Source organism: Rhizobium sp. Nf11,1 (genome assembly GCF_050587665.1).
In the GTDB taxonomy this organism is placed as follows: Bacteria; Pseudomonadota; Alphaproteobacteria; order Rhizobiales; family Rhizobiaceae; genus Rhizobium.
Window position 1 is genome coordinate 57214 of the sequence record NZ_JBOBHU010000020.1, and the last position, 25909, is coordinate 83122.

At 62.9% G+C, this 25909-nt stretch carries 21 protein-coding genes and 1 pseudogene; 13 read left to right on the forward strand and 9 right to left on the reverse strand.

What is annotated here, in order from left to right; translation table 11 throughout:
- Window positions 1–4: 4 nt before the first annotated feature.
- Window positions 5–535, reverse strand: a complete 531-nt coding sequence (locus ACQ7C1_RS24460; RefSeq protein WP_430960117.1) for a c-type cytochrome — start codon at window positions 533–535, stop codon at window positions 5–7.
- Window positions 536–818: 283 nt separating this feature from the next.
- Between ACQ7C1_RS24460 and ACQ7C1_RS24465 the strand changes: the two are divergent.
- Window positions 819–1144 (forward strand): annotated as a pseudogene (locus ACQ7C1_RS24465) (mandelate racemase); the annotation flags it as partial.
- A 729-nt stretch (window positions 1145–1873) separates the two neighbouring features.
- Here the strand turns inward: ACQ7C1_RS24465 and ACQ7C1_RS24470 are convergent.
- Window positions 1874–5029, reverse strand: a complete 3156-nt coding sequence (locus ACQ7C1_RS24470) for an efflux RND transporter permease subunit (protein ID WP_430960118.1) — start codon at window positions 5027–5029, stop codon at window positions 1874–1876.
- Window positions 5029–6102: an efflux RND transporter periplasmic adaptor subunit gene (locus ACQ7C1_RS24475; protein ID WP_430960119.1), complete on the reverse strand. Its 1074-nt coding sequence runs from the start codon at window positions 6100–6102 to the stop codon at window positions 5029–5031. The genes ACQ7C1_RS24470 and ACQ7C1_RS24475 overlap by 1 nt, the downstream gene beginning before the upstream one ends.
- Before the next feature lie 230 nt (window positions 6103–6332).
- Between ACQ7C1_RS24475 and ACQ7C1_RS24480 the strand changes: the two genes are divergently transcribed.
- The 3 genes from ACQ7C1_RS24480 to ACQ7C1_RS24490 all read left to right on the forward strand — a co-directional run bounded on the left by ACQ7C1_RS24480 (window position 6333) and on the right by ACQ7C1_RS24490 (window position 9834).
- A complete protein-coding gene (locus ACQ7C1_RS24480) occupies window positions 6333–7019 on the forward strand; it encodes a response regulator (RefSeq protein WP_430960120.1) in 687 nt (228 codons plus the stop codon).
- Between the two features lie 2 nt (window positions 7020–7021).
- Window positions 7022–8281, forward strand: coding sequence for a HAMP domain-containing sensor histidine kinase (locus ACQ7C1_RS24485; RefSeq protein WP_430960121.1), 1260 nt, complete (start codon window positions 7022–7024; stop codon window positions 8279–8281).
- A gap of 101 nt (window positions 8282–8382) precedes the next feature.
- Entirely contained in the window at window positions 8383–9834 is a 1452-nt protein-coding gene (locus tag ACQ7C1_RS24490; RefSeq protein ID WP_430960122.1) for an efflux transporter outer membrane subunit, read from the forward strand.
- A 17-nt stretch (window positions 9835–9851) separates the two neighbouring features.
- Here the strand turns inward: ACQ7C1_RS24490 and ACQ7C1_RS24495 are convergent, their stop codons facing one another.
- The 5 genes from ACQ7C1_RS24495 to ACQ7C1_RS24515 are packed head-to-tail and all read right to left on the reverse strand — an operon-like array spanning window position 9852 to window position 15763.
- A complete protein-coding gene (locus tag ACQ7C1_RS24495; RefSeq protein WP_430960123.1) occupies window positions 9852–10688 on the reverse strand; it encodes an HpcH/HpaI aldolase/citrate lyase family protein in 837 nt (278 codons plus the stop codon).
- Window positions 10685–11137 (reverse strand): MaoC family dehydratase, encoded by a 453-nt coding sequence (locus ACQ7C1_RS24500; RefSeq protein ID WP_430960124.1) that lies wholly within the window; start codon window positions 11135–11137, stop codon window positions 10685–10687. The genes ACQ7C1_RS24495 and ACQ7C1_RS24500 overlap by 4 nt, the downstream gene beginning before the upstream one ends.
- Window positions 11137–13002, reverse strand: a complete 1866-nt coding sequence (locus ACQ7C1_RS24505; RefSeq protein WP_430960125.1) for an acetyl/propionyl/methylcrotonyl-CoA carboxylase subunit alpha — start codon at window positions 13000–13002, stop codon at window positions 11137–11139. Before ACQ7C1_RS24505 ends, ACQ7C1_RS24500 begins: the two co-directional genes overlap by 1 nt.
- 8 nt (window positions 13003–13010) lie before the next feature.
- Window positions 13011–14621 (reverse strand): carboxyl transferase domain-containing protein, encoded by a 1611-nt coding sequence (locus ACQ7C1_RS24510; protein ID WP_430960126.1) that lies wholly within the window; start codon window positions 14619–14621, stop codon window positions 13011–13013.
- Entirely contained in the window at window positions 14618–15763 is a 1146-nt protein-coding gene (locus ACQ7C1_RS24515; RefSeq protein WP_430960127.1) for an isovaleryl-CoA dehydrogenase, read from the reverse strand. Before ACQ7C1_RS24515 ends, ACQ7C1_RS24510 begins: the two co-directional genes overlap by 4 nt.
- A 137-nt stretch (window positions 15764–15900) precedes the next feature.
- Between ACQ7C1_RS24515 and ACQ7C1_RS24520 the strand changes: the two genes are divergently transcribed.
- Together ACQ7C1_RS24520 and ACQ7C1_RS24525 are read left to right on the forward strand one after the other, a co-directional pair.
- A complete protein-coding gene (locus ACQ7C1_RS24520; RefSeq protein WP_430960128.1) occupies window positions 15901–16161 on the forward strand; it encodes a type II toxin-antitoxin system Phd/YefM family antitoxin in 261 nt (86 codons plus the stop codon).
- Window positions 16151–16570, forward strand: coding sequence for a hypothetical protein (locus ACQ7C1_RS24525; RefSeq protein WP_430960129.1), 420 nt, complete (start codon window positions 16151–16153; stop codon window positions 16568–16570). Before ACQ7C1_RS24520 ends, ACQ7C1_RS24525 begins: the two co-directional genes overlap by 11 nt.
- Before the next feature lies 1 nt (window position 16571).
- Here ACQ7C1_RS24525 and ACQ7C1_RS24530 read toward each other — a convergent pair whose 3' ends face one another.
- Window positions 16572–17579 (reverse strand): AraC family transcriptional regulator, encoded by a 1008-nt coding sequence (locus tag ACQ7C1_RS24530; RefSeq protein WP_430960130.1) that lies wholly within the window; start codon window positions 17577–17579, stop codon window positions 16572–16574.
- Between the two features lie 134 nt (window positions 17580–17713).
- On the opposite strand from ACQ7C1_RS24530, the gene ACQ7C1_RS24535 reads away from it, so the two are divergent.
- The 7 genes from ACQ7C1_RS24535 to lpdA all read left to right on the forward strand — a co-directional run bounded on the left by ACQ7C1_RS24535 (window position 17714) and on the right by lpdA (window position 25797).
- Window positions 17714–18481, forward strand: a complete 768-nt coding sequence (locus ACQ7C1_RS24535; RefSeq protein WP_430960131.1) for a 3-hydroxyacyl-CoA dehydrogenase — start codon at window positions 17714–17716, stop codon at window positions 18479–18481.
- Window positions 18482–18504: 23 nt separating this feature from the next.
- Window positions 18505–19692 (forward strand): acetyl-CoA C-acyltransferase, encoded by a 1188-nt coding sequence (locus ACQ7C1_RS24540; RefSeq protein ID WP_430960132.1) that lies wholly within the window; start codon window positions 18505–18507, stop codon window positions 19690–19692.
- 19 nt (window positions 19693–19711) lie between these two features.
- A complete protein-coding gene (locus ACQ7C1_RS24545; RefSeq protein ID WP_430960133.1) occupies window positions 19712–20839 on the forward strand; it encodes an acyl-CoA dehydrogenase family protein in 1128 nt (375 codons plus the stop codon).
- Between the two features lie 61 nt (window positions 20840–20900).
- Window positions 20901–22133, forward strand: a complete 1233-nt coding sequence (locus ACQ7C1_RS24550; RefSeq protein WP_430960134.1) for a 3-methyl-2-oxobutanoate dehydrogenase (2-methylpropanoyl-transferring) subunit alpha — start codon at window positions 20901–20903, stop codon at window positions 22131–22133.
- Between the two features lies 1 nt (window position 22134).
- Window positions 22135–23148 (forward strand): alpha-ketoacid dehydrogenase subunit beta, encoded by a 1014-nt coding sequence (locus ACQ7C1_RS24555; protein ID WP_183699754.1) that lies wholly within the window; start codon window positions 22135–22137, stop codon window positions 23146–23148.
- A 3-nt stretch (window positions 23149–23151) separates the two neighbouring features.
- Window positions 23152–24396 (forward strand): dihydrolipoamide acetyltransferase family protein, encoded by a 1245-nt coding sequence (locus ACQ7C1_RS24560; protein ID WP_430960135.1) that lies wholly within the window; start codon window positions 23152–23154, stop codon window positions 24394–24396.
- Window positions 24397–24399: 3 nt separating this feature from the next.
- Entirely contained in the window at window positions 24400–25797 is a 1398-nt protein-coding gene (lpdA, locus tag ACQ7C1_RS24565; RefSeq protein ID WP_430960136.1) for a dihydrolipoyl dehydrogenase, read from the forward strand.
- Window positions 25798–25909 lie beyond the last annotated feature (112 nt).

Consider the following 25909-nt stretch of genomic DNA (forward strand, 5'->3'; position numbering starts at 1 on the left):
CTTTCTAGTTTGGCGCGCTGGCTGCGGTTTCACCCGGCGGCAAGATCCGGAACAAAAAAGTTGAAACCTTCTCCCCCGGCTTGAAGGGTCCGGGGACCTGATTAGTTATTGGTTTCAAGCTTTGAAGGTACGCTGCAATTGATGTCACGTCCTCGTCGGTGAGCTGCGCGAATGCATGCCATGGCATGATTGGCGCCAGGATGCGACCGTCCGGCCGCTGCCCGGACTGAAGGGCAGTCACAATCTGTTCCCTGGTCCAGCTCCCGATGCCGGTCTCCTTGTCAGGCGTAATGTTGCGGCCGACAAAAACGCCCTGTCCCGGGATTTCAAAGCCAACATCCGATCCACCGAGAAATCGCGCGGTGTCCGGCTTTCCGAAGAAATATCCCGGCGTGTGGCAGTCGTTGCACCCGCCGATCGTGACGAGATATTCGCCGCGCGCAATCTGCGGATCATCGGCCGCTGCTGCCATGCTCAACGGCAGCTCCAACGCACAAGCAGCTAAAAATGCGAGCCGAACGCTCAATCGAAACATTTTACCCTCCGTGCTACAGCCGCTCGCAGCCGTCAAGGACTGAATATCACGATGAAGTTGTTCGATATATTAGCCACTTCGAATTAATAGAATTGTACGGGCGTAGGCCGCCAGGCCAGCAGTAAAAAAGGGCCACGACGAAGCAGGCCTCCGTGTATTTTCGCGAGCATCGGGCGCGGCCGCTACTCGTGGGCTCAGATTGCGAGGAATAAAGAACATCTGAGATGCGTCGCCGCCATTCTGACGGCACATCAACCGAAGTGCTTTAAGCCGGGAAGACATGTCCATCCGCCTGCGTTCCGGCGGAGTGTTCCTTTCGGGCGAGGACCTGATCTGGCAGGTGGGCTCGCTGTGCAGCAGGTTCTGGCGCTAGTCTCGCTGCCTGGCCTCTCCCATGTCGAGCGCAACGGCCATTACCATGTGGCCGGCATGCAGGGTACGCGGCAGGCGGAGAAAGCGCGCTTTGCTGCGGCCCATCCCAATTCTACGAGCAGGGCGCCGACGGCCCGTTGCTGTCGATCCGCAATGGCCGGATTGGTATCGCTTGCTCGGGGTGGTCAGCTACGCCAGCGGCACCTTGCCCGTTTCGGGGCGATGACGCCATTGTCATCACGTGGGCAAGTTCAGCAACAGCCGGTGCGCCGTGCAAAAAGAGTATTGAACTGTTCGATTTGCCCGGCAAACGTGCCCTCATCATGATCGATCACCCCGTTCCCCCAATTGAAATGTCTTCCGATAGAGCGTCACGCTCTATTCGAAGATTTTCTGCGCGGCCTGAGTGGATCTTATGGCCCAGCAAATGCGCAATTGACACGCAGTGATTCTGAATGAAACTCTGAAGCAACGGAATAACTCCGGATCGGCCGAGAGTAAAATAGTGGAAAAATTCCGAATTGAGATTGAGACCCCGCCGCGGTGTCCCGGAGTATATGGCTTTCCGCTCCGCAAAACGGCAGCAGCGGATATTTCGATGTGCCTTGGACACCCGACACTCCGGATAGACTGAGGTCGAGTTCAATAGCTCTGCGGATGTTAAGCGCGGTTAAGGAAGTGTAAAGTTTGGTAAAGGTTCTTTCCGCGGCTCAGGCGAGGCGCCGCCGGTAGGAACTCGGTGCAGCCGAAAGGTCCGAGCGCAACTGCAGCGAAGATGACGAATGCCTGGGCTATCGCTTTTTCAGAGGATGCAGGACGCGCTGGCGGCGCGAGGCCGCCAGCGGGGGATATACGTCCCGCGGTCTCTTTCCGGGGGAGGGAATTTGACCGAAGAGGTTGCCATGAAAGTCGCCAGGTGTCGTCCGTATCGGTGCGGAGCATCTGGCCGATAGTTCGACGAGAAGATTATCTCTGGCCGTGTCCTCGCTTCGATTGCTCGGATTTGAAGGCGATCGCGGCGTGATCGTTGGAGGCCTCCGGTTTATCCTCGGCGATCTCCTGGGCCAGCCCGATCCGGCGCAACAACCGTTTGAGCGCCTCGTCCAAGTCATCGACGAAGGTGAAGATGACGGGGATGACGACGAGGCTGAGCAGCGTCGACATCATCACGCCGCCGATGACCACGATCGCCATCGGCTGCCGGAAGCTCGAATCGCCGCCGGTCAGGCTGAGAGCGACCGGAAGCATGCCGCAAGCCATGGCGATGGTGGTCATGACGATCGGCCGGGCGCGTTTGTGGCAGGCATCCACGAGGGCATCGAATCTGGACATGCCCTGGCGGCGCGACATGATCGCATATTCGATCAGCAGGATCGAGTTCTTCGTCACCACGCCCATCAGCATGAGCAGCCCGATCACGGCAGCCAGCGAGAAGCTGGTCCCTGTCACCACCAGCGGCACGAGCGCACCGCCGAGCGAGAGCGGCAGAGCCATCAACAGGGTGAGCGGCTGCAGGAAATCATGGAAGAGCAGGACGAGGACCGCATAGATGCAGAAGACGCCGATCGCCATTGCGAGCGCGAAGCTCTGGAACAGTTCCGAGCTGCGCTGAAGTTCGCCCTGCTCGACAAGTGTGACGCCCGAGGGCAGATGCTGCAGCGCCGGCAGCGCCTGTGCCTCGCGGTTGACGTCGCCGAGGATGCGGCCGTTGAGTTCGACCGATAGGGTGACATTGCGCATCCGGTCGATGCGGTCGATCTCGGAGGGGCTGCCGCCGATGCGGATATCGGCAATCGATCCGAGATCGACATTGCCGTTCGTGCCCGCCACCCGCATGTTCTTGATATCATCCAGGCTGGTGCGGGTCTCCGGGCTGAAGCGGACGACGATCGGCACCTGGCGCTGCGGCAGGTTGAGCTTCGGCAGGTTGGCGGAATATTCCCCGTTCGTCGCCACGCGTGCGGCCTCGGCGATAGCGCTCGACGTTACCCCCAATGCGGCTGCGCGCGCAAAATCGGGCGTGATCTGGATCTCGGGTGCCTGCCTTGCTGCGGTGGACGTCACCGCACCGATACCGTTCAGCGTGCGGAGCTGCTCTTCGAGCGCAGTACTCGCGCTGTCGAGGGCGTTGGCATCGTCGCTGGCAAAGGTGATCTCGAGCTTGGTGCCGTTGCCGCCGCCGCCGACTGCGACACGCACGCCTGGTAGAACCGAAAGAGCTTGACGGATGTCGTTTTCGATTTCCGACTGCTTGCGGTCACGCTCGCCGATCGACGACAGCAGGGCGACGATCGTGGCGGAATTGACGCTGCTCGTGGTACTGGCGTCGGCGCCGCCACCCGAAGATGCGGAGCCGACCGAGGAGAAGACACGGGTAACGTCCTGCAGCTTGCCGACGATATCGGCGGCTTCCCGGGTCGCGGCGTCCGTCTGCTCGATGGTGGCGCCCGGCTGCATGGTGAGTGTGATTTGGGTTCGCGCGTCGTCGGAAGCAGGTATGAAGCCGGATTTCAGCAGCGGGATCGTGGACAGCGAAAGTGCGACGACGACAGCGGTTATGGCCATCGTGGTCTTCCGGCGATTCATGGCGGCCTTCACGATGGCCAGATAGGCGCGCATGATGCGGCCGTCCTTTTCCTCCGTCGGAGGAACAGCCTTCATGAAATAGGCGGCCATCATCGGCGTCAGAAGGCGCGCGACGACGAGCGAGGCGAGGACGGCGACGGCAGCCGTGACCCCGAACTGGCGGAACAAAAGTCCCGGAATACCGCTCATGAAGGCGGTCGGCAGGAAGACCGCGACCAGCGTGAAGGTAGTTGCGATGACTGCGAGCCCGATCTCGTTAGCGGCTTCGAGCGCGGCATCGATCGGCCGCTTGCCCATCTGCAGGTGGCGGGCGATGTTCTCGATTTCGACGATGGCGTCGTCGACGAGGATGCCGACCACCAGCGACAGCGCCAGCAGCGTGATGATATTGAGGCTGAAGCCGCAGAGATACATGACGAGGAAGGTCGGGATCACGGACAAGGGCAGCGCCACGGCCGATAGGATCGTCGCATGCCAGTCGCGAAGGAAGAGCCAGACGACGATGATCGCCAGGATCGCCCCTTCATACAGCATGTGCATCGAACCATCGTAATTGTCGATGATCGGTCCGATCGTGCTGTAGGCTTCGCCGATCTGGACATTGGAATGTTTAGCGGCGAACTGCTTGATCGCCTTGTCGACATCGCCGGCGACGCCGCTGTCCGAAAAGCCGTTCGAGCGCTTGATCTCGACCGCGATCACCGGTTTGCCGTCGAGATAAGCCATCGAGGACCGCTCCGCGAAGCTGTCCGTCACCGATGCGATTTCGTCGAGGCGAACCTGCTGGCCGTTGGCCAAGGGAATTCTCAGTTCTTTCAGAGCCTCGACCGATGGAAGAGCGCCGAGCGTGCGCAGCGTTTGACGGGTGCCGCCGATTTCGCCGAGGCCGCCCGATGTATCCGCCTGCACCGCCTTCAGCTGCGACGATACGGTCGCTGCGGTGACCCCGAGCGACGCCATTGTCGCGGGATCGAGATCGACATGAACCTCGCGGTCGATCCCGCCGATGCGGTTGACCTGTCCGACGCCGGGCACCGAGAGCAGCGCCTTGGTGAGTTCATTGTCGACAAACCAGGAAAGCTCGGTTTCGTTGAGAGCAGTCGAGCGGACGGCATAGGTGACCAGCGCGGAGCTCTGGACCGTGACCTTGGTGACGCTTGGTGTTTCCATCTGTGCCGGAAGATCGCCCTTGACGCTGTCGACGGCATTGCGGACTTCGTTGAGCGCCGCTTCGCTGTCTTTCTCCAGCTTGAAGGAAACCTTGATCGAGACGGTGCCGTCGGTGATGGTCGTGGTGATATGATCGAGATAGCTGAGTGAAGCCAAACTGTCTTCGATGGTGCGGGCGACCTCGGTTTCGAGCTGCGTCGGCGCCGCGCCATCGAGCGTCGCCGTAATGCTGATCGTCGGAAGATCCATATCGGGGAAGTTCTGAACCGCCAGTTTCTTGAAGGCGAGCAGCCCGCCGGCGGTCAGCATCACAAACAGCAATATTGCTGGGACGGGGTTGCGGATCGACCATGCCGAAAAGTTCATCAGTTCTTCTCCGCGATCTTCACGACATCATTGTCCGCGAGGAACGCGCCGCCCGAGGCCACCACCTTCGATGTGCGATCTATGCCGGAGACGATTTCCACCTCGCCATTGTTGCGGCGGCCGGTTTCCACCCGGACCCTTTGCACCCGTTGATGCTCGCTTGCGGTGAAGACGTAACTGATCCCGTCCCGGAATACGATTGCGGTCTCGGGAACGGTCAGCGCCGGCGAGGTCTCGAGCTCGATGTCGCCCGTAACATAAAGGCCCGTGCGCGGACGGGCGTCGACCGGCAGCGTGACATAGACGATTGCCCGGCTGGTATCGGTGCTGACAGAGGGCCCGACAAGTCTCACCTTACCTTCGATGGCGTGGCCTTCAGGCCCGTTGACCTTCACGCTCAGGCCTTCTGAAATGCGTGGGAGGTAGCGAGCGGAAACCTCGGCCTGCCATTCGATCCGCTGCTGGCGAACCATGCGGAACAATTCGGTGCCGGCGGAGACGACAGCACCGAGATCGGCGGAACGCGAGGTGATGAGGCCGTCATCGACGGCCGCAATGGTCGTCTGCGCAAGCTTGATCTTTTCGCTGTCGAGCGCGGCCTCTTCTGACGCAAGACTTGCCGTCGCCGTCTGCTCGTCGGCGAGATATTCGACGATCTTCTCGTCGGAGAGTGCCCCTGAGGGCTGGAGCTGCCGCGCCCGCTCGGCATTGGCTTTGGCCTTTGAAAGGCTTGCCTTGGCGGTCGCGACGGCGGCCTCTTGCTTGCGGAGATCGGCGAGCACACTCTCCTGGGAAAGCCGGACGAGCGTCTGGCCCTTCGTGACCACGGATCCGACATCGACCAGCACATCGGTTATGCGCAGGCCGCTCGTCTCGGAGGCGATGACGGCTTCCTGCCATGGTTTCAGCCAGCCGCTCGCCGGAACGGTCTCGGGCCAGTTCCGTTGCGCTGGCGTGGTCAGAGAGACGGTGAGGGCGGTTGCCGCAGCCTGTTGCGCCATGGGACTGCGAAGGGGGGAGACGAGTACGGCCGCAACGACGGCGGCCGCGAATAGTCTGGAAGGTTTTCTCAACGATGCACTCCTTGTGGTCAAGGCATCGGTGCCTTTCCCGATCGGCGCAATCGACTGAAGGATTACCGCTCATGCAAGGCAACCGGGCTTTCAGCGCGCGACGATGTCATGGCAGGTATGTAACGGGGCGAACGTTAAGTGCGGTCAAGTTAGTGTTAAGTTGAGTAAAACTTACCCGCATGAGCGCGATTGTACTGTATGGCTTGCCGGACTGAGAACGGATAACGCGCATGAACAAGGTTCTCCTGATCGACGACGATGCGGAGTTGACGACACTTCTGCAGGAGTATCTGGTCGAGGAAGGATATGATGTCGTAACGGACACGGATGGCCGCGCCGCCATTGCTGCGGCGGCCGGCAATACGGTCGACATCATCGTGCTCGACATCATGATGCCCCGAATGAACGGGATCGAAGTTCTCCAAAGAATTCGGAAGCTCAGCCAGGTCCCCGTTCTGATGCTGACGGCCAGAGGCGACGATGTGGACAGGATATCCGGTCTCAATCTCGGCGCCGACGATTATGTGCCGAAGCCATGTTCGCCGGGTGAACTCGCCGCGAGGCTGCGCGCCATCCTACGACGCGCGGGCCAGCCGCCCGCCGGCCTGTCGACTGATACGGTGAGGGCAGGAGAGCTCGTGATCCATTCCGGCAGCAGAAGCGCCGAATGGCACGGCGAAGCTTTGGAGCTGACCGGCACGGAGTTCAGCCTGCTCGAAGTTCTCGCCCGCAGCGCCGGCCAGCTGGTGTCGAAGCAGGATATTTCCAAGCGCGCCTTCGGCAAGCCGCTCACCCCGTTCGATCGCCGGATCGACGTCCATATCAGCAGCGTTCGCCAGAAGCTCGGACTGAGGGAGGACGGACAATCCTGGATCCAGTCCGTTCGCGGTCAGGGCTATCAACTTCTCGTGGATTGACCATGCCCCGGCTTTTCTGGAAGTTCTTCGCGATCATCTGGCTGACGCTGACCACGACCGTCGGCGTGATCATCCTGCTCGTCAACCTTCTCCAAGGCGTTCCTTTTGCGCGGGAACTGGAACAGGAGCGACGGTCGATCGCGTTGAACCTAACCGCAAATGTGCTTGCGAGGGACGGCGAGGAAGCGGCAGCATATTTCGTGCGTTCAAGTGACGAGACGCTGCCGCACGGTCTGACCATCTCCAAAACCGCAAAACCCGATGCCTGTTCGGATCCGAAGGCGGCTGATACGCGGTCCGTTCTGAAGGAGGGGCTCTGCTATCGGATATTCCTGCCAGCCCCTCCCACTTTCACCTTCGAAAATTTTGGCCCGTTCATGCCGTGGCTCACGATCCTGATCTCCAGCACGATATCCGCCTGGGCACTGGCACGATACCTCATCCGCCCCGTGGTGCATTTGCGCGATGGCTTGAGCGCGCTTGCGCATGGCCGCTTCGACTTCCGCATCGGCGAAAAGATGGCCGGCCGGAAGGACGAGGTGACAGCGCTTGCCCATGACTTCGATTCGAGCGCCGCACGGCTTCAGGAACTTCAGGACGCGCAGCAGAGATTGTTTCACGACGTTTCTCATGAACTGCGTTCGCCTTTGTCCCGGCTGCAGGCCGCCGTCGGCGTGCTCCGGCAAAGCCCGGCCAAACTCGGCGCCATGCTGGACCGGATGGACCGGGAGGTCGAACGGCTCGATGCACTGGTGGGCGAAGTTCTGACGCTTGCCAGGCTGACGGCGGGATCCGGCCTGCCGCTGAAGACGCAGATCGTCGATGTCATCGAGCTGCTGAACGAAATTCTCGGCGATGCGGCCTTCGAAGCCCAGGCACGGGAGGTCTCGATCACGACGAGCGTCGAGGGCGTCTTCCGGGCCGAGGTCGAAGGTGAGCTGATCTACCGGGCGCTGGAAAACGTCGTTCGTAACGCGGTCAAATACACGGCCGAGCATTCGTTCATCTCCGTGTCCTGCGAGACAGCAGACGACCGCCTCAAAATCTGCGTCACGGATCGGGGGCCGGGCGTCAAACGGGATGAGCTCGAACGGATCTTCCAGCCGTTCTCTCGCGGGAAAGAGGCGGTGCCGAGAGGCGGATACGGTCTTGGTCTCGCCATCACTAGACAGGCCATCGAACGCCACGGCGGGCGTGTGCATGCGTCATTGCCGGAGGCGGGGGGGCTGGCGATCACACTGGAGCTTCCCCGAAAGCGCTGATCCCCTCTGCCGGGTTTTACCTAACTTTACAGTTTCTTAACCGCCATTAACGCTGGCCTCGCTAAGCCTGAACCCACAATCCCGGTTCAGAAGGCTCGCCAGTGAGTACGTCGCTTCGCAGAAGGCTATCATCCCTCCGCTACGCCGCATCCACATTCCCACTGCTGCTGATAGGCTGCGTCAGCGGCCCGGATCACGTTCCCCCTGAGATGCCGCTTCCCGCCAAATTCGAAGCGGGGAGTAATAAGAGCAACGGCGATGTCGTGACTGCCGAGTGGTGGACGGCCTATCGCGACAAGAAGCTTGATGGGTTGGTCACTCACGGCCTCAGCGAGAACCTCGATGTGCTGCAGGCGCTCGAAAGCATCAACTCCGCTTCCGCCAACGTCACGGTCGCCGGTGCAGGCGCCCTGCCGAGCCTGACGGTCGACGGGTCGCATACCCTGTCCGGCGAGAAGGGGCGGCTGCGCACCACGGTCGGCACTACTAACACGTCAGGCGGCGATGCCAGCTTTTCCTGGCTGCTCGACGTCTTCGGCCAGTACCGTCGTTCGAAAGAGAGCGCCATCGCCTCGCTGGGGGCCGCTTATGCGACGGCCGACAATGCAAAGCTCACCTTCCTGAAAGACCTGGTCGAGAGCTATATCGACGCCCGCTATTATCAGGAGCGGATCGCGCTTTCAGAGGCGAGTTTGAAATCCCGCCAGCAGACTTATGAACTCACACAGCTACAGCTGAAAGCCGGTGCGGCCTCCCGGCTCGACGTCGTCCAGGCCGAGGGCCTGGTACAATCGACAAAGTCCGACATACCCGACCTCGAACAGAACTTCACCGAATCGGCCCATCACATTGCCACTCTGCTCGGAATGCCGGCGGCTTCGCTGACGGACGAACTGCGCAAGAATACAGGCCAGCCGGTGTTCCGCGGCGACATTCGTGCCGGCATTCCGGCCGATCTCATTCGCAACCGTCCCGATATAAGAAAGGCCGAACGCGAGCTTGCGGCGGCTGTGGGCGATATCGGTGCAGCCGAAGCCCAGCTCTACCCGTCGATCTCGCTCTCCGGCTCGATTTCGCCGACCTGGGTGAAATCCTCGGGCGCCAGCGGCGCAAGCCTGACCAGCTGGTCGTTCGGACCGACGCTCAACCTGCCGATTTTCGATGGCGGCAAGTTGCGGGCCAATGTCGACATAGAGAAATCAGATGCCAGAACCCAATATCTGGCGTGGAAGGCGGCGGTGCTGAACGGGGTCGAAGAGGTCGAGAATGCGCTTGCAGCCGTCCGCCACGATACGCAGACGCTGGGACCGTTGCGCAGGCAGGTGCAGACCGCGCAGGAATCGCTGGCGCTTTCGACCACGAGCTACAAGGATGGCGCCTCGTCGCTGCTCGACGTTCTGGACGCGCAGCGGTCGGTCTCAGATGCTCAGGAAAGCCTCGCTGCCACCGTGCAGCAGGTCGCGAAGGATTATGTGGACCTCTATGTCGCCATCGGCGCCGGTTACCTCGAGCCGGAGCAGGCCGCCTCCAGGCAAACGGCAAAGTCGGGTTGATTATCTGGAAGGTTGGCCTATCGTCCGGCGCTTTCCAGAATGCGCAGCGCAAGTTTGAGATGCGGCAGGTCAAGCATGCGTCCGTCAAGCTGGATGACGCCGGCATCCGGTCTGGCGGCAAAGGCGGCGGCGACCTTCTCGGCCCAGGTGATCTCGGAGGCGTCAGGTGTGAAGGCGTGATTGATCGCTTCGACCTGGCTTGGATGAATGGCCATCATAGCGGAAAAGCCGTCGCGCCGGGCGCGCCCGAGGTACGCCCTGAGGCCGCTGAGATCGTGAAAATCGGGATAGACGGTTTCGATTGCAGGAACGGCGGCGGCATGGGCTGCGAACAGCGTGAGCGAGCGGGCAAGCTCGTAAGGCGGCGTATAACGTCCGTCCGTCCGTCGCGCGGTCGAAGCCCCGATCGCGGCCGGCAGGTCCTCGGCGCCCCAGGTCAGGCCGCAAAGGTTCGCCGAGACGTCGCGGTAGCTACCGATCTCGAAGATCGCCGACGGCGTTTCTGTCGCGATCGGCAGAATGGGAATGGTGGAGGCGAGAGCGCCTGCGAGCGTCAGCACGGAAGCGGCACCCTCGGCCTTCGGCAGCATGACGGCGAAAGGATGAAGGCCGTTCAGAGAGGCAAGATCGGCTTCGAATTCGGGGGAGGTCAGCGGATTGACGCGGATCAGCAGAGCGGCCTCGCCGGCATGGCGCAGGGTGAATTCGTGCACGGCTTCCCGGGCTCGCGGCTTGTTTGGGGGCGCAACCGAATCTTCCAGATCGAGAATGACAGCATCGGCGCCGGAGGCGAGCGCTTTCTCGAAGCGCTCCGGCCGGTCGCCGGGCACGAAGAGCAGCGAGCGCAGCCTCATGACGGTTTGACCTTCAGCATTGCCGTGCGCAGGCACTGGCAGACGACCTCGTCACGCTGGTTCGACGTGACATGCCGGAAAGTGACGATGCCAGCATCGGGGCGGGAGTTTGAGCGGCGCAACTCCGTCACCTCGGTTTCAACCCGCAGCGTATCGCCGATGAAGACCGGCTTCGGCATCGTCACCTTGTCATAGCCCAGATTGGCGACGAGCGTGCCGAGCGTGGTGTCGCCGACCGAAAGGCCGACGGTCAGCGCAAAGGTGAAGGTGCCGTTGACGACGATCCGGCCGAACTCGGTGGCGGCGGCATAATCCGCGTCGAGATGCAGCGGCTGCGGATTGTGGGAAAGCGTGGTGAACAGCAGATTATCGGTCTCGGTGACCGTGCGGCGGATATCATGGGCGATGTGCTCGCCGACCGTCCATTCGTCGAAATACCGCCCGGCCATCACGCCTCTCCCTTCATCACGGTGACAACAAGCTGGTTTTCCGATACCCGGGAGCCCGTGGAAACCTGCAATTTGCCAACGATGCCATCGAAGGGCGCGCGCAGCGCGTGTTCCATCTTCATCGCCTCGACCGTCAGCAGGCGATCCCCCTTGGCAACAGTGTCGCCTTCGGCGACATCGACCGATATGACGAGACCGGGCATGGGCGAAAGGATGGCGCCGTCGCCCGAACCCTGGCTCGCCTCGACTTCGCCCGCATGGGGCAGGCCGATCGTCCAGGCATTGCCGGCGTCGAAAAGCACGGTCTTCGCGTCGACCTCGACGGCATTCGCCTCAAGGCCGGGGCGCACGCGCCCCCAGTGGAGGCGGCCGTCGATGCGCACCCGCACGCGGCCGTCGCCTGGCCCGGCGATGCGAAAACCGGTCAGCATCGACCAGGGATCCTCGTTCGCGGCCTTCGAAAGTGCCGTTGCCGCTTTGTCGATTGCCATCTCATCCGGCTCCGTCGCCACAAGGCTTTTATCGTGGCGGTCGAGGAAGCCGGTATCGATCCGGGCGGCGCGAAAATCCGGGTCGGCGGCGACGCGGGCGATAAGGCCGGCATTGGATCTGACCGGCCAGATCTCGATGCCGGCACAGGCCGCGGCGAGCTTCGACAGCGCGGCCTCGCGGTTCGGCCCATGCGCGATGATCTTAGCGATCATCGGATCGTAGAAGGAGGTGATCTCATCGCCCTGCTCGACGCCGCTGTCGACGCGGACCGCCTCCGGAAGTTTCAGATGTTCGAGCCTTCCGGTCGAGGGCAGGTAGCCGGCGGCTGGATTTTCGGCATAGAGCCGTGCCTCGAATGCCCAGCCCTTCATGGCGATCTCGTCCTGGCTCTTCGGCAGCGGCTCGCCGGTTGCGACCTTCAGCTGCCAGAGCACCAGATCCTCACCTGTTATGGCTTCAGTGACGGGATGTTCCACCTGCAAGCGCGTGTTCATCTCCATGAACCAGATACGATCCGGACGCAGGCCTTGCGAAGCATCGGCGATGAATTCGATCGTGCCGGCGCCGACATAGTTCACCGCTCTTGCGGCCTTCACTGCCGCATCGCAGATCGCCGTGCGCGCGGCGGCATCGAGCCCGGGAGCAGGGGCCTCCTCGATGACCTTCTGATGGCGGCGCTGCAGCGAGCAGTCGCGCTCGAAGAGGTGGACGCAGTTGCCATGCTGGTCAGCGAAGATCTGCACCTCGATATGACGCGGGTTGGCGATAAAGCGTTCGATGAGAACGCGATCATCGCCGAAGGCAGCGGCGGCTTCGCGGCGGCAGGAGGCGAGAAGATCGGCGAAATCCTGCGGGCGGTCGACGCGGCGCATGCCCTTGCCGCCGCCGCCGGCAACCGCCTTGATGAGGACGGGGTAGCCGATGGCATCGGCCTCGGCCGCAAGCCTTGCTTCGCTCTGGTCCGGACCGAGATAACCGGGCGTGACCGGCACGCCGGCCGCCTGCATCAATTGCTTGGCGGCGTCCTTCAGCCCCATCGCTCCGATAGCGGCCGGCGGTGCGCCGACCCAGACGATGCCGGCCTTCTCGACCGCTTCGGCAAATTCGGCATTTTCCGACAGAAAACCGTAGCCCGGATGGATCGCGGCCGCGCCGGTTTTGCGGGCGGCTTCCAGGATGCGTGCCTCTGACAGATAGCTTTCGCGGCCCGACGGCGGCCCGATGGCGATCGCCTCGTCGGCTTCTCTGACGAAGGGCAGGCCGGCATCGGCCTCGGAATAGACGGCGATCGTACGGATGCCGGCAGTCTTTGCCGTGCGGATGATGCGGCGGGCGATTTCACCCCGGTTGGCGATGAGAAGGCTCTCCATCATGGCGCACCTCACATCCGGAACAGGCCGAAGCGCGGCCCTTTCGGAATCGGCGCATTCAGGCAGGCGGAGAAAGCAAGGCCCAACACGTCCCGCGTCTGGCTGGGATCGATGATGCCGTCGTCCCAGAGGCGGGCGGTGGCATAATAGGGATTGCCTTCCGCCTCATAGCCGGCGCGGATCGGTGCCTTGAAGGCCTCCTCCTCGTCGACAGGCCAATCCTCGCCACGCGCCTCCAGCGCATCGCGGCGGATGGTGGCGAGCACCGAGGCCGCCTGTTCGCCGCCCATGACGCTGATGCGGCTGTTCGGCCAGGTGAAGAGGAAACGCGGGCGATAGGCGCGGCCGCACATGCCGTAATTGCCGGCGCCGAAACTGCCGCCGGTGATGACGGTGACCTTCGGCACGGTCGCTGTCGCAACCGCCGTCACCAGCTTTGCACCGTCCTTGGCGATGCCGTCGGCTTCATAGCGGCCGCCGACCATGAAACCGGAAATATTCTGAAGGAACAGCAGCGGCACGCGGCGCTGGCAGGCGAGCTCGATGAAATGCGCGCCCTTCAGCGCGCTTTCGGAAAAGAGCACGCCGTTATTGGCGATGACGGCGACCGGCATGCCCCAGATGCGGGCGAAGCCACAGACGAGTGTGGAGCCGTAGAGCGGCTTGAACTCGTGCAGTTCCGAGCCGTCGACGATCCGGCCGATCACCTCGCGCACGTCATAGGGTGACCTCACATCCTCGGGTATGAGGCCAAGGAGGTCGTCCACATCGAGTTTCGGCGACCGCGGAGGCTGGATGTCGATATCGACCGATTTGACGCTGTTGAGGCTGGCGACGATGTCTCGCACCAGAAGCAGCGCATGTTCGTCGTTCTCGGCGACATGGTCGACGACGCCGGAGCGGCGGCCATGCGTCTCGGCGCCGCCGAGCTCCTCGGCCGAGATGATCTCGCCGGTGGCGGCTTTGACCAGCGGCGGGCCGGCGAGAAAGATCGTGCCCTGATTGCGCACGATCACCGTTTCATCAGACATGGCGGGCACGTAGGCGCCGCCGGCCGTGCAGCTTCCCATGACGCAGGCGATCTGCGGAATGCCTTCGGCCGACATCTGCGCCTGATTGTAGAAGATCGCGCCGAAATGGTCGCGGTCGGGGAAGACCTCGGCCTGATGCGGAAGATTGGCGCCGCCGCTATCGACCAGATAGAGGCAGGGCAGCCGGTTCTGCAGCGCGATCTCCTGGGCCCTGAGATGTTTCTTCACCGTCATCGGGAAATAGGCCCCGCCCTTCACCGTCGCGTCATTGGCAACGATCATCACCTCGCGGCCGGAAACCCGGCCGATGCCCGATATGATGCCCGCACCCGGCGCCTCGTCACCATACATGCCGTTCGCCGCCAGCGTGCCGATCTCCAGGAAAGGGCTGCCGGCATCGAGCAGGAGCTGAATGCGGTCGCGCGGCAGGAGCTTGCCCTTGCCGGTGTGGCGCTCGCGCGCCGCCTGCGATCCGCCCTCGCGCGCTTTCGCCGAGCGTTCGTAGAGCTCATCGATGAGGGCCTTGTTCTTGGCGGTATTGGCTTTGAAGCTTTCGCTGTCGCGATCGATCGCAGTCGAAATCACCGTCATGATGCGATGAGCTCCCGCCCGATCAGGTAGCGACGGATCTCGTTGGTGCCGGCGCCGATATCGTAGAGCTTGGCGTCGCGCAGGAAGCGCTCGACCGGCCATTCCTTGGTATAGCCGGCGCCGCCAAGCGCCTGAATCGCTTCCAGCGACACCTTCACGGCGTTCTCGCTGGCAAAAAGGATCGCGGCGGCCGCGTCGGTGCGCGTCGCGCGGCCGGCATCGCACGCGCGGGCGACGGAATAGACATAGGCGCGCGCCGAATTCAGCGCGACATACATGTCGGCGATCTTGCCCTGCATCAGCTGGAAATCGCCGATTGCCTTGCCGAACTGCTTGCGCTCCCGCACATATGGCAGCACGACATCGAGGCAGGCCTGCATGATGCCGAGCGGGCCGCCGGCAAGCACGGCGCGTTCGTAATCGAGGCCGGACATCAGGATTTTCACGCCTTCTCCCTCCCGGCCCATCAGCGCCTCGGCCGGCACCTCGCAATCCTCGAAGACCAGTTCGGCCGTGTCGCTGCCGCGCATGCCGAGTTTGGAAAGCTTCTTGGAAACGCTGAAGCCGGTCAGGCCCTTTTCGATGATGAAGGCGGAAATGCCTTTTGGGCCGGCCGCCGGATCGGTCTTGGCATAGACGACAAGCACGTCGGCATGCGGCGCGTTGGTTATCCAGAACTTCGTGCCGTTCAGAATATAGCGGTCGCCTCTTTTCTCGGCGCGCAACCGCATGGAGACGACATCGGATCCGGAGCCGACTTCCGACATGGCAAGCGAGCCGACATGGTCGCCTGAGATCAGCTTCGGCAGATGCCGGCGCTTCTGCTCCGGCGACGCCCAGCGGCGGATCTGGTTGACGCAGAGATTGGAATGGGCGCCGTAGCTCAGGCCCACCGAGGCCGAGGCGCGCGAGACCTCCTCCATGGCGACGACATGTTCGATATAACCGAGACCGGCGCCGCCGAACTCTTCTTCGACGGTGATGCCATGCAGGCCGATTGCGCCCATCCGAGGCCAGAGTTGACGTGGAAAGGTGTTGCTTTCGTCAATCTCCGCAGCCAGCGGAGCAATATGATCGGCGGCAAATCGCGCCGTCGTTTCGCGGATCGCGTCCGCGGTTTCGCCGAGCGAGAAATCAAACATGGCACTCCTCCCGCTGAAATATGTAGCGCGGGTTGCGGCATGTTCAAAGTGTCTGCGAATGCTCGGATGAGAACGCCAATTTCTTGAAAATGTGGAAAACATGGAATATATGGAAATCAAACAGGAGACGCTATTCGATGCGACAGTTTACGACGGGTGATCTCAACAAACAGGTCGGGGACGTCACTGATGCCGCGAGCCGCGAGCCGGTCGTTCTCACTCGCCACAACAAGCCGCGTTTCGTCCTGATGAGCTATGAGCATTTCGAGCGCATGCGCAGTGGCACAGATCCGCGCCGGGCGCATAGCACCGCGCAGATGCCGGACGAGCATGCCGATTTGTTTGGCGCGGCGATTGAGCGATTGAGACAGGGCGAAGGCTACGACGATGAGCCATGAGTTTCGTCCTGGTGAGCTGATAACCTATCCATATCTCTGGGCATGGCAGCAGCAACGTGGCGAAACTGAGGGACGAAAACAGCGGCCGGTCTGTGTCGTGATTGCAATCCGCAGTGCAAGTGATGGAAATACGCACCTTGTCCTGCTGGCAATTACCACACAGCCACCGCAGCCAGGGAGGGTTGCCCTGGAAATTCCCGATATCGAGCGCCGACGGGCCGGTCTGGGAGATCTCAAGCAGAGCTGGATCGTCGTTGACGAATACAATTACGACATCGTCGAGCACTCCTGGTACATCGAGCCTCATCAACAGGTCCTCGGTCGCTTCAGCAAATCCTTTATGATGAAGATTGCCGCCATGTTCTCGAAGGCGCGAAGTCAGCCGGGTGGGGTTAAGCGTTTCGACTGATCTAGATTGAATTCTCCGCTTCCTTTCGTCGGAAAGCCTCGGGGCTCTTGCCCATCCATTTGCGGAAGGCGCGAAAGAAGGCGCTGGGTTCGGAATAGCCGAGCTGTGCGGCGATATCGCCGATCGTTTTCGACGTGTTCAGCAGCAGTTCGACCGCGAGGTCCCGGCGGATCTCGTCCTTGATGGCGGCATAGCTTTGTCCCTCGTCGTGCAGGCGGTGGCGCAGCGTCGAAGGCGGCATGCGCATGTCGGCGGCAAGTGCGGCGAAGCTCGACCAGAGAGCCGGCGTTGCCTGGCTCAAGCGCCGGCGAACGGCTGCGGCGATGCCGGCGTCATAGCGATAGCGCACGAGAATATTGGCAGGTGCGCCACGCAGGAACTGTTTCAGCGCCTGTTCGGTGCGTGAAATCGGCAGGTCAAGCATGGCGCTGTCGAAGCCAAGGCGGCTGATTGGTTGGGAGAAGCGAACGGGCGCGCCGAAGAAAAGCCGGTAATCGGCACCTTGTCTCGGCTCCGCGCAACGAAAATCGACGAGGCGGATCGGGATGCGCCGGCCGACCAGCCAGCAGGTGATGCCGTGCACGATGATCCAATAGGTGCGGTAGGCGAAGGCCGAGCGCGGACTGCCCGAATCCCTGAGCTCGATCTCGGCGAGTCCATCTCGAATGACGAGCCGCCCCTTGGGATCGTCGAGCACGACCTCGAGGAAGCGCAGCGCCCGGCGCAGCGCCTGACCCAGCGTCGGCGCGTGCAGCACGCAGTGGCAGAGCAGCGTGAAGCTGCCGCTGCGCATCGGCCGGCCGCCCATGCCGAAGAACTCGTCGTCGAGTTCGGCGGCGATTGCCAGCCAGAGCGCGCCGTAGGTCTCGGCAGACACCGGCTGATCGACGACCGGCGGCAAGCCGACCCGCGCAAGAATTGGCGCCGTCGGCTTGCCGAGCCGCCGCAGGCTGTCAAGCGCCTCCTCGACGAAGCCCGGTGCGATCATGCGTCGCTCAATCTCGGCCATCTCAACCCCGCTATGGCAAAACTGGCCGAAATAATGGAGCAATTCTGTCATCGCTTGCAATAGGTAGAGCGAATAGAATTCTGCCTGCCGGCGCTATCTGGAGGAGATGGACCGGCGGCGAGGAGAAGAGATTCATGCTGATCCGTGGAGCAAGTTTCATCGTGACCGGAGGCGGTTCCGGGCTCGGTGCCGCGACAGCGCGCATGCTCGTCGATGCCGGCGGGCGCGTGATGATTGCCGATCTCAATGTCGAGGCGGGAGAGGGGATGGCTCGGGAATTCGGCAGAGACGCCCGCTTCGTCGAGGCTGACGTGACCGACGGCGAGGCGGGAGCTGCGGTGGTCGCCGCGGCGCTCGAAGCCTTCGGCAGCCTGCGCGGGCTGGTCAATTGCGCTGGCGTGGCGCCGGCCGAAAAGGTGGTCGGCCGCGACGGGCCGCACCGCCTGGAGAGTTTCGTACGCACCATCAGCATCAATCTGATCGGCACGTTCAACATGATCCGGCTTGCCGCCGCCGCGATCCAGAATGCGGAGCCGGACGCTGAAGGCGAACGCGGCGTGATCGTCAATACGGCTTCGGTCGCCGCCTTCGACGGTCAGATCGGCCAGGCCGCCTATGCCGCCTCCAAGGGCGGAGTGGCGGCGATGACCTTGCCGATCGCCCGCGAGCTCGCCCGTCACGGCATCCGCGTCGTGTCGATTGCGCCCGGCATCTTCGAGACGCCGATGATCGCAGGCATGCCGGCCGAGGTTCAGGGAGCACTCGGCCAGAGCGTGCCTTTTCCGCCGCGGCTCGGCCGGCCGGCGGAATTTGCTGCGCTGGTGCGCCATATCTTTGAAAACAACATGCTGAACGGCGAGGTTATCCGCCTCGACGGCGCATTGCGGATGGGCGCGCGCTGAGCGCTTCGCCCGAAGGAGGAAAGATGGTTTTGCAGGATCCCATCGTCATCGTCGGTGCGGCGCGCACGCCGATCGGCAGCTTTCAAGGCGAACTGAAGGACGCGACCGCACCCGAGCTTGGAGCGGCGGCGATCGGCGCGGCACTCCAGCGCAGCGGCGTTGAGGCCGAGGCGATCGAGGAGGTCGTCTTCGGCTGCGTGTTGCCTGCGGGGCAAGGGCAGGCGCCGGCGCGCCAGGCGGCGATCCACGCCGGGCTGCCCTTTGCGACCGGCGCCAGCACCGTCAACAAGATGTGCGGCTCGGGCATGAAGGCTGTCATGATGGCCCATGACCAGATCGCCGCCGGCAGTGCTTCTGTGGCAGTTGCCGGCGGCATGGAAAGCATGACGAATGCGCCCTATCTCCTTGACAGGGCCCGTGGCGGCTACAGGCTCGGCCATGGGCGTATCGTGGATCACATGTTCCTCGACGGGCTGGAGGATGCTTATGACAAGGGGCGCTTGATGGGCAGCTTCGCGGAAGATTGCGCCGAGGCCTATCAGTTCACGCGCGAGGCGCAGGATAATTACGCCATCGCTTCTCTGACGCGGGCGCAGAAGGCAATCGCGGAGGGTAGCTTCGAAAGGGAGATCGTGCCGGTGACGATCAAGTCGGGGAAAGCCGAGCAGGTTGCCCGCCGCGACGAACAGCCGGGCCGTGCCAAGCTCGACAAGATCCCGACGCTGAAGCCCGCCTTCCGAGAGGACGGCACGGTAACGGCCGCCAATTCCAGCTCGATCTCAGACGGCGCGGCAGCGCTCGTGCTGATGCGCCGCTCCGAGGCGGAGCGCCGCGGTCTTGCCCCGCTCGCCACCATCCTCGGCCATGCCACCCATTCGCAGGCACCCAATCTCTTCGCCACCGCACCGATCGGGGCGCTGCAGAAGCTGTCGGACCGGACCGGCCTGGCGCTTGCGGATGTCGACCTCTTCGAAATCAACGAGGCTTTCGCGGTCGTCGCGATGGCGGCGATGCGCGATCTCGACGTTCCGCATGAAAAGGTCAATGTGCATGGCGGTGCCTGCGCGCTCGGCCATCCGATCGGCGCGTCGGGAGCCCGGATTCTGGTGACGCTGCTGTCGGCACTGGAGCGCTATGATCTGAAGCGCGGCATGGCGGCGCTTTGCATCGGTGGCGGCGAGGCGACGGCCGTCGCCATCGAGCGGCATTAGCGGGGAGGGCAGGAGCAACATGATCCTTTCCGAACTCCAGCAGCAGATCACAGATCTCGCCCGCGACTTTGCCCGCGACCGGCTGGCGCCGGGAGCGGCCAAACGCGACCGGGAGCATCTCTTCCCGCGCGAGGAGCTGAAGGAGATGGGCGAACTCGGGCTGCTCGGCATGCTCGTTCCGGAAGCCTATGGCGGCTCGGATACGGGCGTCGTCGCCTATGCCGCGGCACTCGAGGAGATTGCCGCCGGCGACGGACCCTGTTCGACGATCATGAGCGTGCACAGTTCCGTCGGTTGTGTGCCGATCCTGAAATTCGGCACCGAGGAGCAGCGGCAGCGCTTCCTGCCGAAGCTTGCGACCGGCGAATGGATCGGCGGCTTCGCGCTCACCGAGCCACAAGCCGGTTCCGATGCCTCGAACCTGAAGACCCGGGCCCGGCGCGACGGCGACGACTATGTGATCGACGGCGCCAAGCAGTTCATCACTTCTGGAAAAAACGGTAATGTCATCATCGTCTTTGCCGTCACCGATCCCGACGCCGGCAAGAAGGGCATCACCGCCTTCATCGTGCCGACGGATACACCTGGCTATGAGGTGATCCGGGTCGAGGAAAAGCTCGGACTGCATTCCACCGATACCTGCCAGATCGCCTTCAACGCCATGCGCATTCCTGCGGATTTGAGGCTCGGTGCGGAAGGCGAAGGCTATCGCATCGCGCTCGCCAATCTCGAGGGCGGACGGATCGGCATTGCCGCTCAAGCCGTTGGCATGGCACGGGCCGCTTTCGAGGCGGCGCGTGACTATGCCAGGGAGCGCACGGCTTTCGGTAAGCCGATTTTTGAGCATCAGGCCGTCGCCTTCCGCCTTGCCGACATGGCGGTGCGGATCGAGGCGGCACGTCAGCTCGTCTTTCACGCCGCTTCGCTCCGGGAGGCGGAGCTTCCCTGCCTGTCGGAAGCGTCGATGGCGAAACTCTTTGCCTCGGAGATGGCCGAGCGCGTCTGCTCCGATGCGATCCAGATCCACGGCGGCTACGGCTACATGGCGGATTATCCGGTCGAGCGCATCTACCGCGATGTGCGCATCTGCCAGATCTACGAGGGAACGAGCGACGTGCAGCGCATGGTGATCGCCCGCAATCTATAGGAATGGCATCCGGTCCTGCTTCCGGGGAGGGGCGGGTCGGCAGAGGGAGGAAAGAAGAGACATGGTGGATTCCGCTCGTTTGAGCCTGCACGTCCCCGAACCCGCCGTTCGTCCGGGCGGCCAACCTGATTTTTCCAACGTCAAGATCGCCAAGGCCGGTTCGGTGCCGCGGCCCGAGGTCGATGTCGCGTCCGAGGATATCCGCGATCTCGCCTATTCGATCATCCGCGTCTTGAACCGTGACGGCGAAGCGGTCGGCCCCTGGGCGGGCTCACTCTCCGATGAAGAACTGCTGTCCGGGCTTCGCAACATGATGAAGCTGCGCGCCTTCGATGCCCGCATGCTGATGGCGCAGCGCCAGGGCAAGACCTCCTTCTACATGCAGCATCTCGGCGAAGAAGCCGTCAGCTGCGCCTTTCGCAAGGCGCTCAACAAGGGCGACATGAATTTCCCGACCTATCGCCAGGCGGGCCTATTGATTGCCGACGACTATCCGATGGTCGAGATGATGAACCAGATTTATTCGAACGAGAGCGATCCGCTGCACGGCCGGCAGTTGCCGATCATGTATTCCTCCAAGGAACACGGGTTCTTCACCATCTCGGGCAATCTCGCCACCCAATATGTGCAGGCGGTCGGCTGGGCGATGGCCTCGGCGATCAAAAACGACAGCCGCATTGCCGCGGCCTGGATCGGTGACGGATCGACGGCGGAATCGGATTTTCATTCGGCGCTCGTCTTCGCCTCGACCTATAAGGCGCCTGTGATCCTCAACATCGTCAACAATCAATGGGCGATCTCCACCTTCCAGGGAATTGCCCGCGGCGGTTCCGGCACTTTTGCCGCCCGCGGCCTCGGCTTCGGCATTCCGGCGCTGCGGGTTGATGGCAACGATTATCTCGCCGTCCATGCCGTCTCCCGCTGGGCGGCCGAACGCGCCCGGCGCAATCTCGGCCCGACGCTGATCGAACATGTGACCTACCGCGTCGGAGCGCATTCGACCTCTGATGATCCGAGCGCCTATCGGCCGAAGACGGAATCGGAAGCCTGGCCGCTCGGCGATCCGGTGCTGCGGCTGAAGAAACATCTGATCGTCAAGGGTGTTTGGTCGGAGGAGCGGCATGTGCAGGCGGAAGCCGAAATCATGGACGAGGTGATCGAGGCGCAGCGCCAGGCCGAGGCGCATGGCACGCTGCATGCCGGCGGCAAGCCTTCGGTACGTGACATTTTCGAAGGGGTCTATGCCGAGATGCCGGGGCATATTCGTCGCCAGCGGCAGAAGGCAGGATACTGACATGGCCAGGATGACGATGATCGAGGCCGTGCGCAGCGCCATGGACGTGTCGATGGCGAAGGACGACAATGTCGTCGTTTTCGGCGAAGATGTCGGTTATTTCGGCGGCGTCTTCCGCTGTACGCAGGGCCTGCAGGCAAAATATGGCAGGACGCGCTGCTTCGATACGCCAATCAGCGAATCCGGCATCGTCGGTACGGCAATTGGCATGGCCGCCTATGGGCTGAAGCCCTGCGTCGAGATCCAGTTCGCCGACTACATGTATCCGGCCTATGACCAGCTGACGCAGGAGGCGGCCCGCATCCGCTATCGCTCCAACGGCGATTTCACCTGCCCGATTGTTGTGCGCATGCCGACTGGCGGCGGCATCTTCGGCGGCCAGACCCACAGCCAGAGCCCGGAGGCGCTCTTCACCCATGTCTGCGGGCTGAAAGTGATCGTGCCGTCCAATCCCTATGACGCCAAGGGCCTGCTGATCGCGGCGATCGAGGACCCCGATCCGGTCATGTTCCTTGAGCCGAAACGGCTCTATAACGGGCCCTTTGACGGCCATCACGAGCGGCCGGTGACGCCCTGGTCGAAACATGATCTCGGCGAGGTGCCCGACGGCCATTACACGATCCCGATCGGCAAGGCGGAGGTGCGGCGGGCGGGATCGGCGGTGACCGTCATCGCCTATGGCACGATGGTGCATGTGGCGCTCGCGGCGGCCGAGGATGTCGGCATTGATGCCGAAGTGATCGATTTGAGAAGCCTGCTGCCGCTCGATCTCGATACGATCGTCAAATCGGTGACCAAGACAGGACGCTGCGTCGTCGTCCATGAGGCGACCTTGACGTCGGGCTTCGGCGCCGAGGTCGTGTCACTGGTGCAGGAACATTGCTTCTATCATCTCGAAGCGCCTGTTGTGCGTGTCGCCGGCTGGGACACGCCCTATCCGCATGCGCAGGAATGGGACTATTTCCCCGGTCCCGGCCGTGTCGGGCGGGCGCTTGCCGAAGTCATGGAGGCCTGAGCCATGGGCGAATTCGTCATCAAGATGCCCGATGTCGGAGAAGGGGTGGCCGAGGCCGAGTTGGTGGAATGGCACGTGAAGACGGGAGATCCCGTCCGAGAGGACATGGTGATCGCCGCCGTGATGACGGACAAGGCGACGGTCGAAATTCCCTCTCCCGTCGATGGCACTGTCATCTGGCTCGCCGGCGATATCGGAGACCGCATCGCGGTCAAGGCGCCGCTGGTGCGGATCGAAACGGCGGAAGGTGCCGGTGAGGCCCAACCGATGCCGATCTCGCAGGCGCCGAGCGCCGAAGTGGTCAAAGCGGAGATCGCCAGGCCTGCCCCAGCGACGCCGGTCACCGCAGCGCCGGCTGCTGCGGCTGCGCCCGCCGAAAAGCCGCTTGCCGCGCCCTCCGTGCGGCTCTTCGCCAGGGAAAGCGGTGTCGACCTCAGGCAGGTGCAGGGGACCGGGCCGGCCGGGCGCATCCTGCGCGAAGATGTCGAGCAATTCCTCGTGCAAGGCGCCGCTCCGGCCCTCCTAAGGGGCGGATCCGCCAAGAAGACGGCGACCGAGGAGATCAAGCTCACCGGACTGCGCCGCCGGATCGCCGAGAAAATGGTGCTGTCCACCTCGCGCATTCCCCACATCACCTATGTGGAGGAAGTAGACATGACGGCGCTGGAGGAACTGCGCGCCACCATGAACGGCGACCGCAGGGAGGGCCATCCCAAGCTCACGGTCCTGCCCTTCCTGATGCGGGCCCTGGTCAAAGCCATTGCCGGGCAGCCCGAGGTAAACGCCACTTTCGACGACGATGCCGGTATCATCACGCGCCATAGTGCCGTCCATATCGGCATCGCCACGCAGACGCCGGCAGGCTTGACCGTGCCTGTCGTGCGGCATGCGGAAGCGCGTGGCATCTGGGATTGCGCCGCCGAAATGGTCCGGCTGGCGGAGGCGGCGCGGTCGGGCACGGCGACACGCGACGAGCTTTCCGGCTCCACCATCACAATCAGCTCGCTCGGCGCGCTCGGCGGCATCGTTTCCACCCCTGTCATCAATCATCCCGAGGTGGCGATCATCGGCGTCAACAAGATCGCCACACGCCCGGTCTGGGACGGCACGCAATTCGTGCCGCGCAAGATGATGAACCTCTCCTCCAGTTTCGATCATCGCATCATCGACGGCTGGGATGCGGCGACCTTCGTCCAGCGCATCCGCACGCTGCTCGAAACACCGGCGCTCATTTTCATCGAAGGCTGAGCCATGAAAGAAATTGTCTGCAAGCTACTCGTCATCGGCGCCGGCCCGGGCGGTTATGTCTGCGCCATCCGCGCAGGACAGCTCGGAATCGATACTGTCATCGTCGAAGCCGGCAAGCCGGGCGGCACCTGTCTCACGGTCGGATGCATTCCCTCCAAGGCACTGATCCATGCTGCCGAGGAATTCAACGCCACACAAAAAATGCTCGCCGGCAAAAATCCGATGGGCATCCGCATCGAAGGCGCCTCGATCGACCTCGCAAGGACGATCGCCTGGAAGGACGGCATTGTCGGCCGGCTCACCGGCGGCGTTTCGGGTCTGTTGCAGAATGCGCGGGTGAAGATCGTCCATGGCCGCGCCCGTTTCCGTGACGGCAAGACGGTGGAGGTGGAGACCGAAACCGGCCAGCAGGTCATCCGCGCCGAGACCGTGGTGATCGCCACCGGATCCGATCCGGTGGAGCTTGCCGATCTGCCTTTTGGTGGCCGCGTCATTTCCTCGACTGAGGCGCTGTCGCTCACGGAACTGCCGAAAAAGCTCGTCGTGGTCGGCGGCGGTTATATCGGGCTGGAACTCGGCATGGCCTTTTCGAAGATGGGCTCGGAGGTGAGCGTCATCGAGGCGACGCCGCAGGTGCTGCCGCTCTATGATGCGGAACTTGTGCGTCCCGTCGTGCGCAAGCTGACCGAGAGCGGTATCCGGGTGCTGACCGGTGCAAGGGCGATGGGTCTTGCCGATAATGCCGAGGCATTGATCGTTGAAACGTCGGACAGCCGGCGTGAGACACTGCCGGCGGATCGCATCCTTGTCACCGTCGGCCGCCGCCCGCGAACGGCGGGCTCCGGCCTCGAAGAACTCGATCTCGACCGCGCCGGTCCGTACCTGAGGATCGACGATCAATGCCGCACTTCGATGCGCGGCATCTATGCGATCGGCGACGTGACCGGCGAGCCGATGCTGGCGCATCGGGCGATGGCGCAAGGGGAGATGGTGGCAGAAATCGTTGCGGGCAAGAAGCGGGGTTGGGACAAAAGATGCATTCCCGCCATCTGCTTTACCGATCCTGAGATCGTCAGCGTCGGCCTGTCGCCGGCGGAGGCGCGCGCGCAAGGATATGAGATCCGCACCGCCCAATTTCCGTTCAGCGCCAACGGGCGGGCGATGACGATGCTATCGGAAGAGGGTTTCGTGCGCGTGGTCGCTCGTGCCGACACCAACCTCATCCTCGGACTGCAGGCTGTGGGAGCCGGGGTCTCCGAGCTTTCGGCAGCTTTCGCGCTGGCAATCGAAATGGGTGCGCGCCTGGAGGACATCGCCGGCACCATCCACGCCCATCCAACCCGCAGCGAAGCGCTCATGGAAGCGGCACTGAAAGCTTTGGGAAACGCTTTGCACATCTGAGCCGACTGGACCCGGATCACGCATGACGTCTGCCGGTTCGGATCACATAAACTGGGACCGGAATAAGGCCGTGCCAGCGTCACACGGACATTGATCGACAGGCCGACTACCC

Excerpts from the sequence above, each read along its gene's own strand:
- ACQ7C1_RS24470 (WP_430960118.1), bottom strand. The coding sequence starts at position 5,029 with ATGAACTTTTCGGCATGGTCGATCCGCAACCCCGTCCCAGCAATATTG.
- ACQ7C1_RS24515 (WP_430960127.1), bottom strand. The coding sequence starts at position 15,763 with ATGTTTGATTTCTCGCTCGGCGAAACCGCGGACGCGATCCGCGAAACG.
- ACQ7C1_RS24520 (WP_430960128.1), top strand. The coding sequence starts at position 15,901 with ATGCGACAGTTTACGACGGGTGATCTCAACAAACAGGTCGGGGACGTC.
- ACQ7C1_RS24550 (WP_430960134.1), top strand. The coding sequence starts at position 20,901 with ATGGTGGATTCCGCTCGTTTGAGCCTGCACGTCCCCGAACCCGCCGTT.
- ACQ7C1_RS24545 (WP_430960133.1), top strand. The coding sequence starts at position 19,712 with ATGATCCTTTCCGAACTCCAGCAGCAGATCACAGATCTCGCCCGCGAC.
- ACQ7C1_RS24560 (WP_430960135.1), top strand. The coding sequence starts at position 23,152 with ATGGGCGAATTCGTCATCAAGATGCCCGATGTCGGAGAAGGGGTGGCC.
- ACQ7C1_RS24535 (WP_430960131.1), top strand. The coding sequence starts at position 17,714 with ATGCTGATCCGTGGAGCAAGTTTCATCGTGACCGGAGGCGGTTCCGGG.
- ACQ7C1_RS24540 (WP_430960132.1), top strand. The coding sequence starts at position 18,505 with ATGGTTTTGCAGGATCCCATCGTCATCGTCGGTGCGGCGCGCACGCCG.
- ACQ7C1_RS24525 (WP_430960129.1), top strand. The coding sequence starts at position 16,151 with ATGAGCCATGAGTTTCGTCCTGGTGAGCTGATAACCTATCCATATCTC.
- ACQ7C1_RS24510 (WP_430960126.1), bottom strand. The coding sequence starts at position 14,621 with ATGACGGTGATTTCGACTGCGATCGATCGCGACAGCGAAAGCTTCAAA.
- ACQ7C1_RS24480 (WP_430960120.1), top strand. The coding sequence starts at position 6,333 with ATGAACAAGGTTCTCCTGATCGACGACGATGCGGAGTTGACGACACTT.
- lpdA (WP_430960136.1), top strand. The coding sequence starts at position 24,400 with ATGAAAGAAATTGTCTGCAAGCTACTCGTCATCGGCGCCGGCCCGGGC.
- ACQ7C1_RS24555 (WP_183699754.1), top strand. The coding sequence starts at position 22,135 with ATGGCCAGGATGACGATGATCGAGGCCGTGCGCAGCGCCATGGACGTG.
- ACQ7C1_RS24485 (WP_430960121.1), top strand. The coding sequence starts at position 7,022 with ATGCCCCGGCTTTTCTGGAAGTTCTTCGCGATCATCTGGCTGACGCTG.
- ACQ7C1_RS24460 (WP_430960117.1), bottom strand. The coding sequence starts at position 535 with ATGTTTCGATTGAGCGTTCGGCTCGCATTTTTAGCTGCTTGTGCGTTG.
- ACQ7C1_RS24500 (WP_430960124.1), bottom strand. The coding sequence starts at position 11,137 with ATGGCCGGGCGGTATTTCGACGAATGGACGGTCGGCGAGCACATCGCC.
- ACQ7C1_RS24495 (WP_430960123.1), bottom strand. The coding sequence starts at position 10,688 with ATGAGGCTGCGCTCGCTGCTCTTCGTGCCCGGCGACCGGCCGGAGCGC.
- ACQ7C1_RS24530 (WP_430960130.1), bottom strand. The coding sequence starts at position 17,579 with ATGGCCGAGATTGAGCGACGCATGATCGCACCGGGCTTCGTCGAGGAG.
- ACQ7C1_RS24505 (WP_430960125.1), bottom strand. The coding sequence starts at position 13,002 with ATGATGGAGAGCCTTCTCATCGCCAACCGGGGTGAAATCGCCCGCCGC.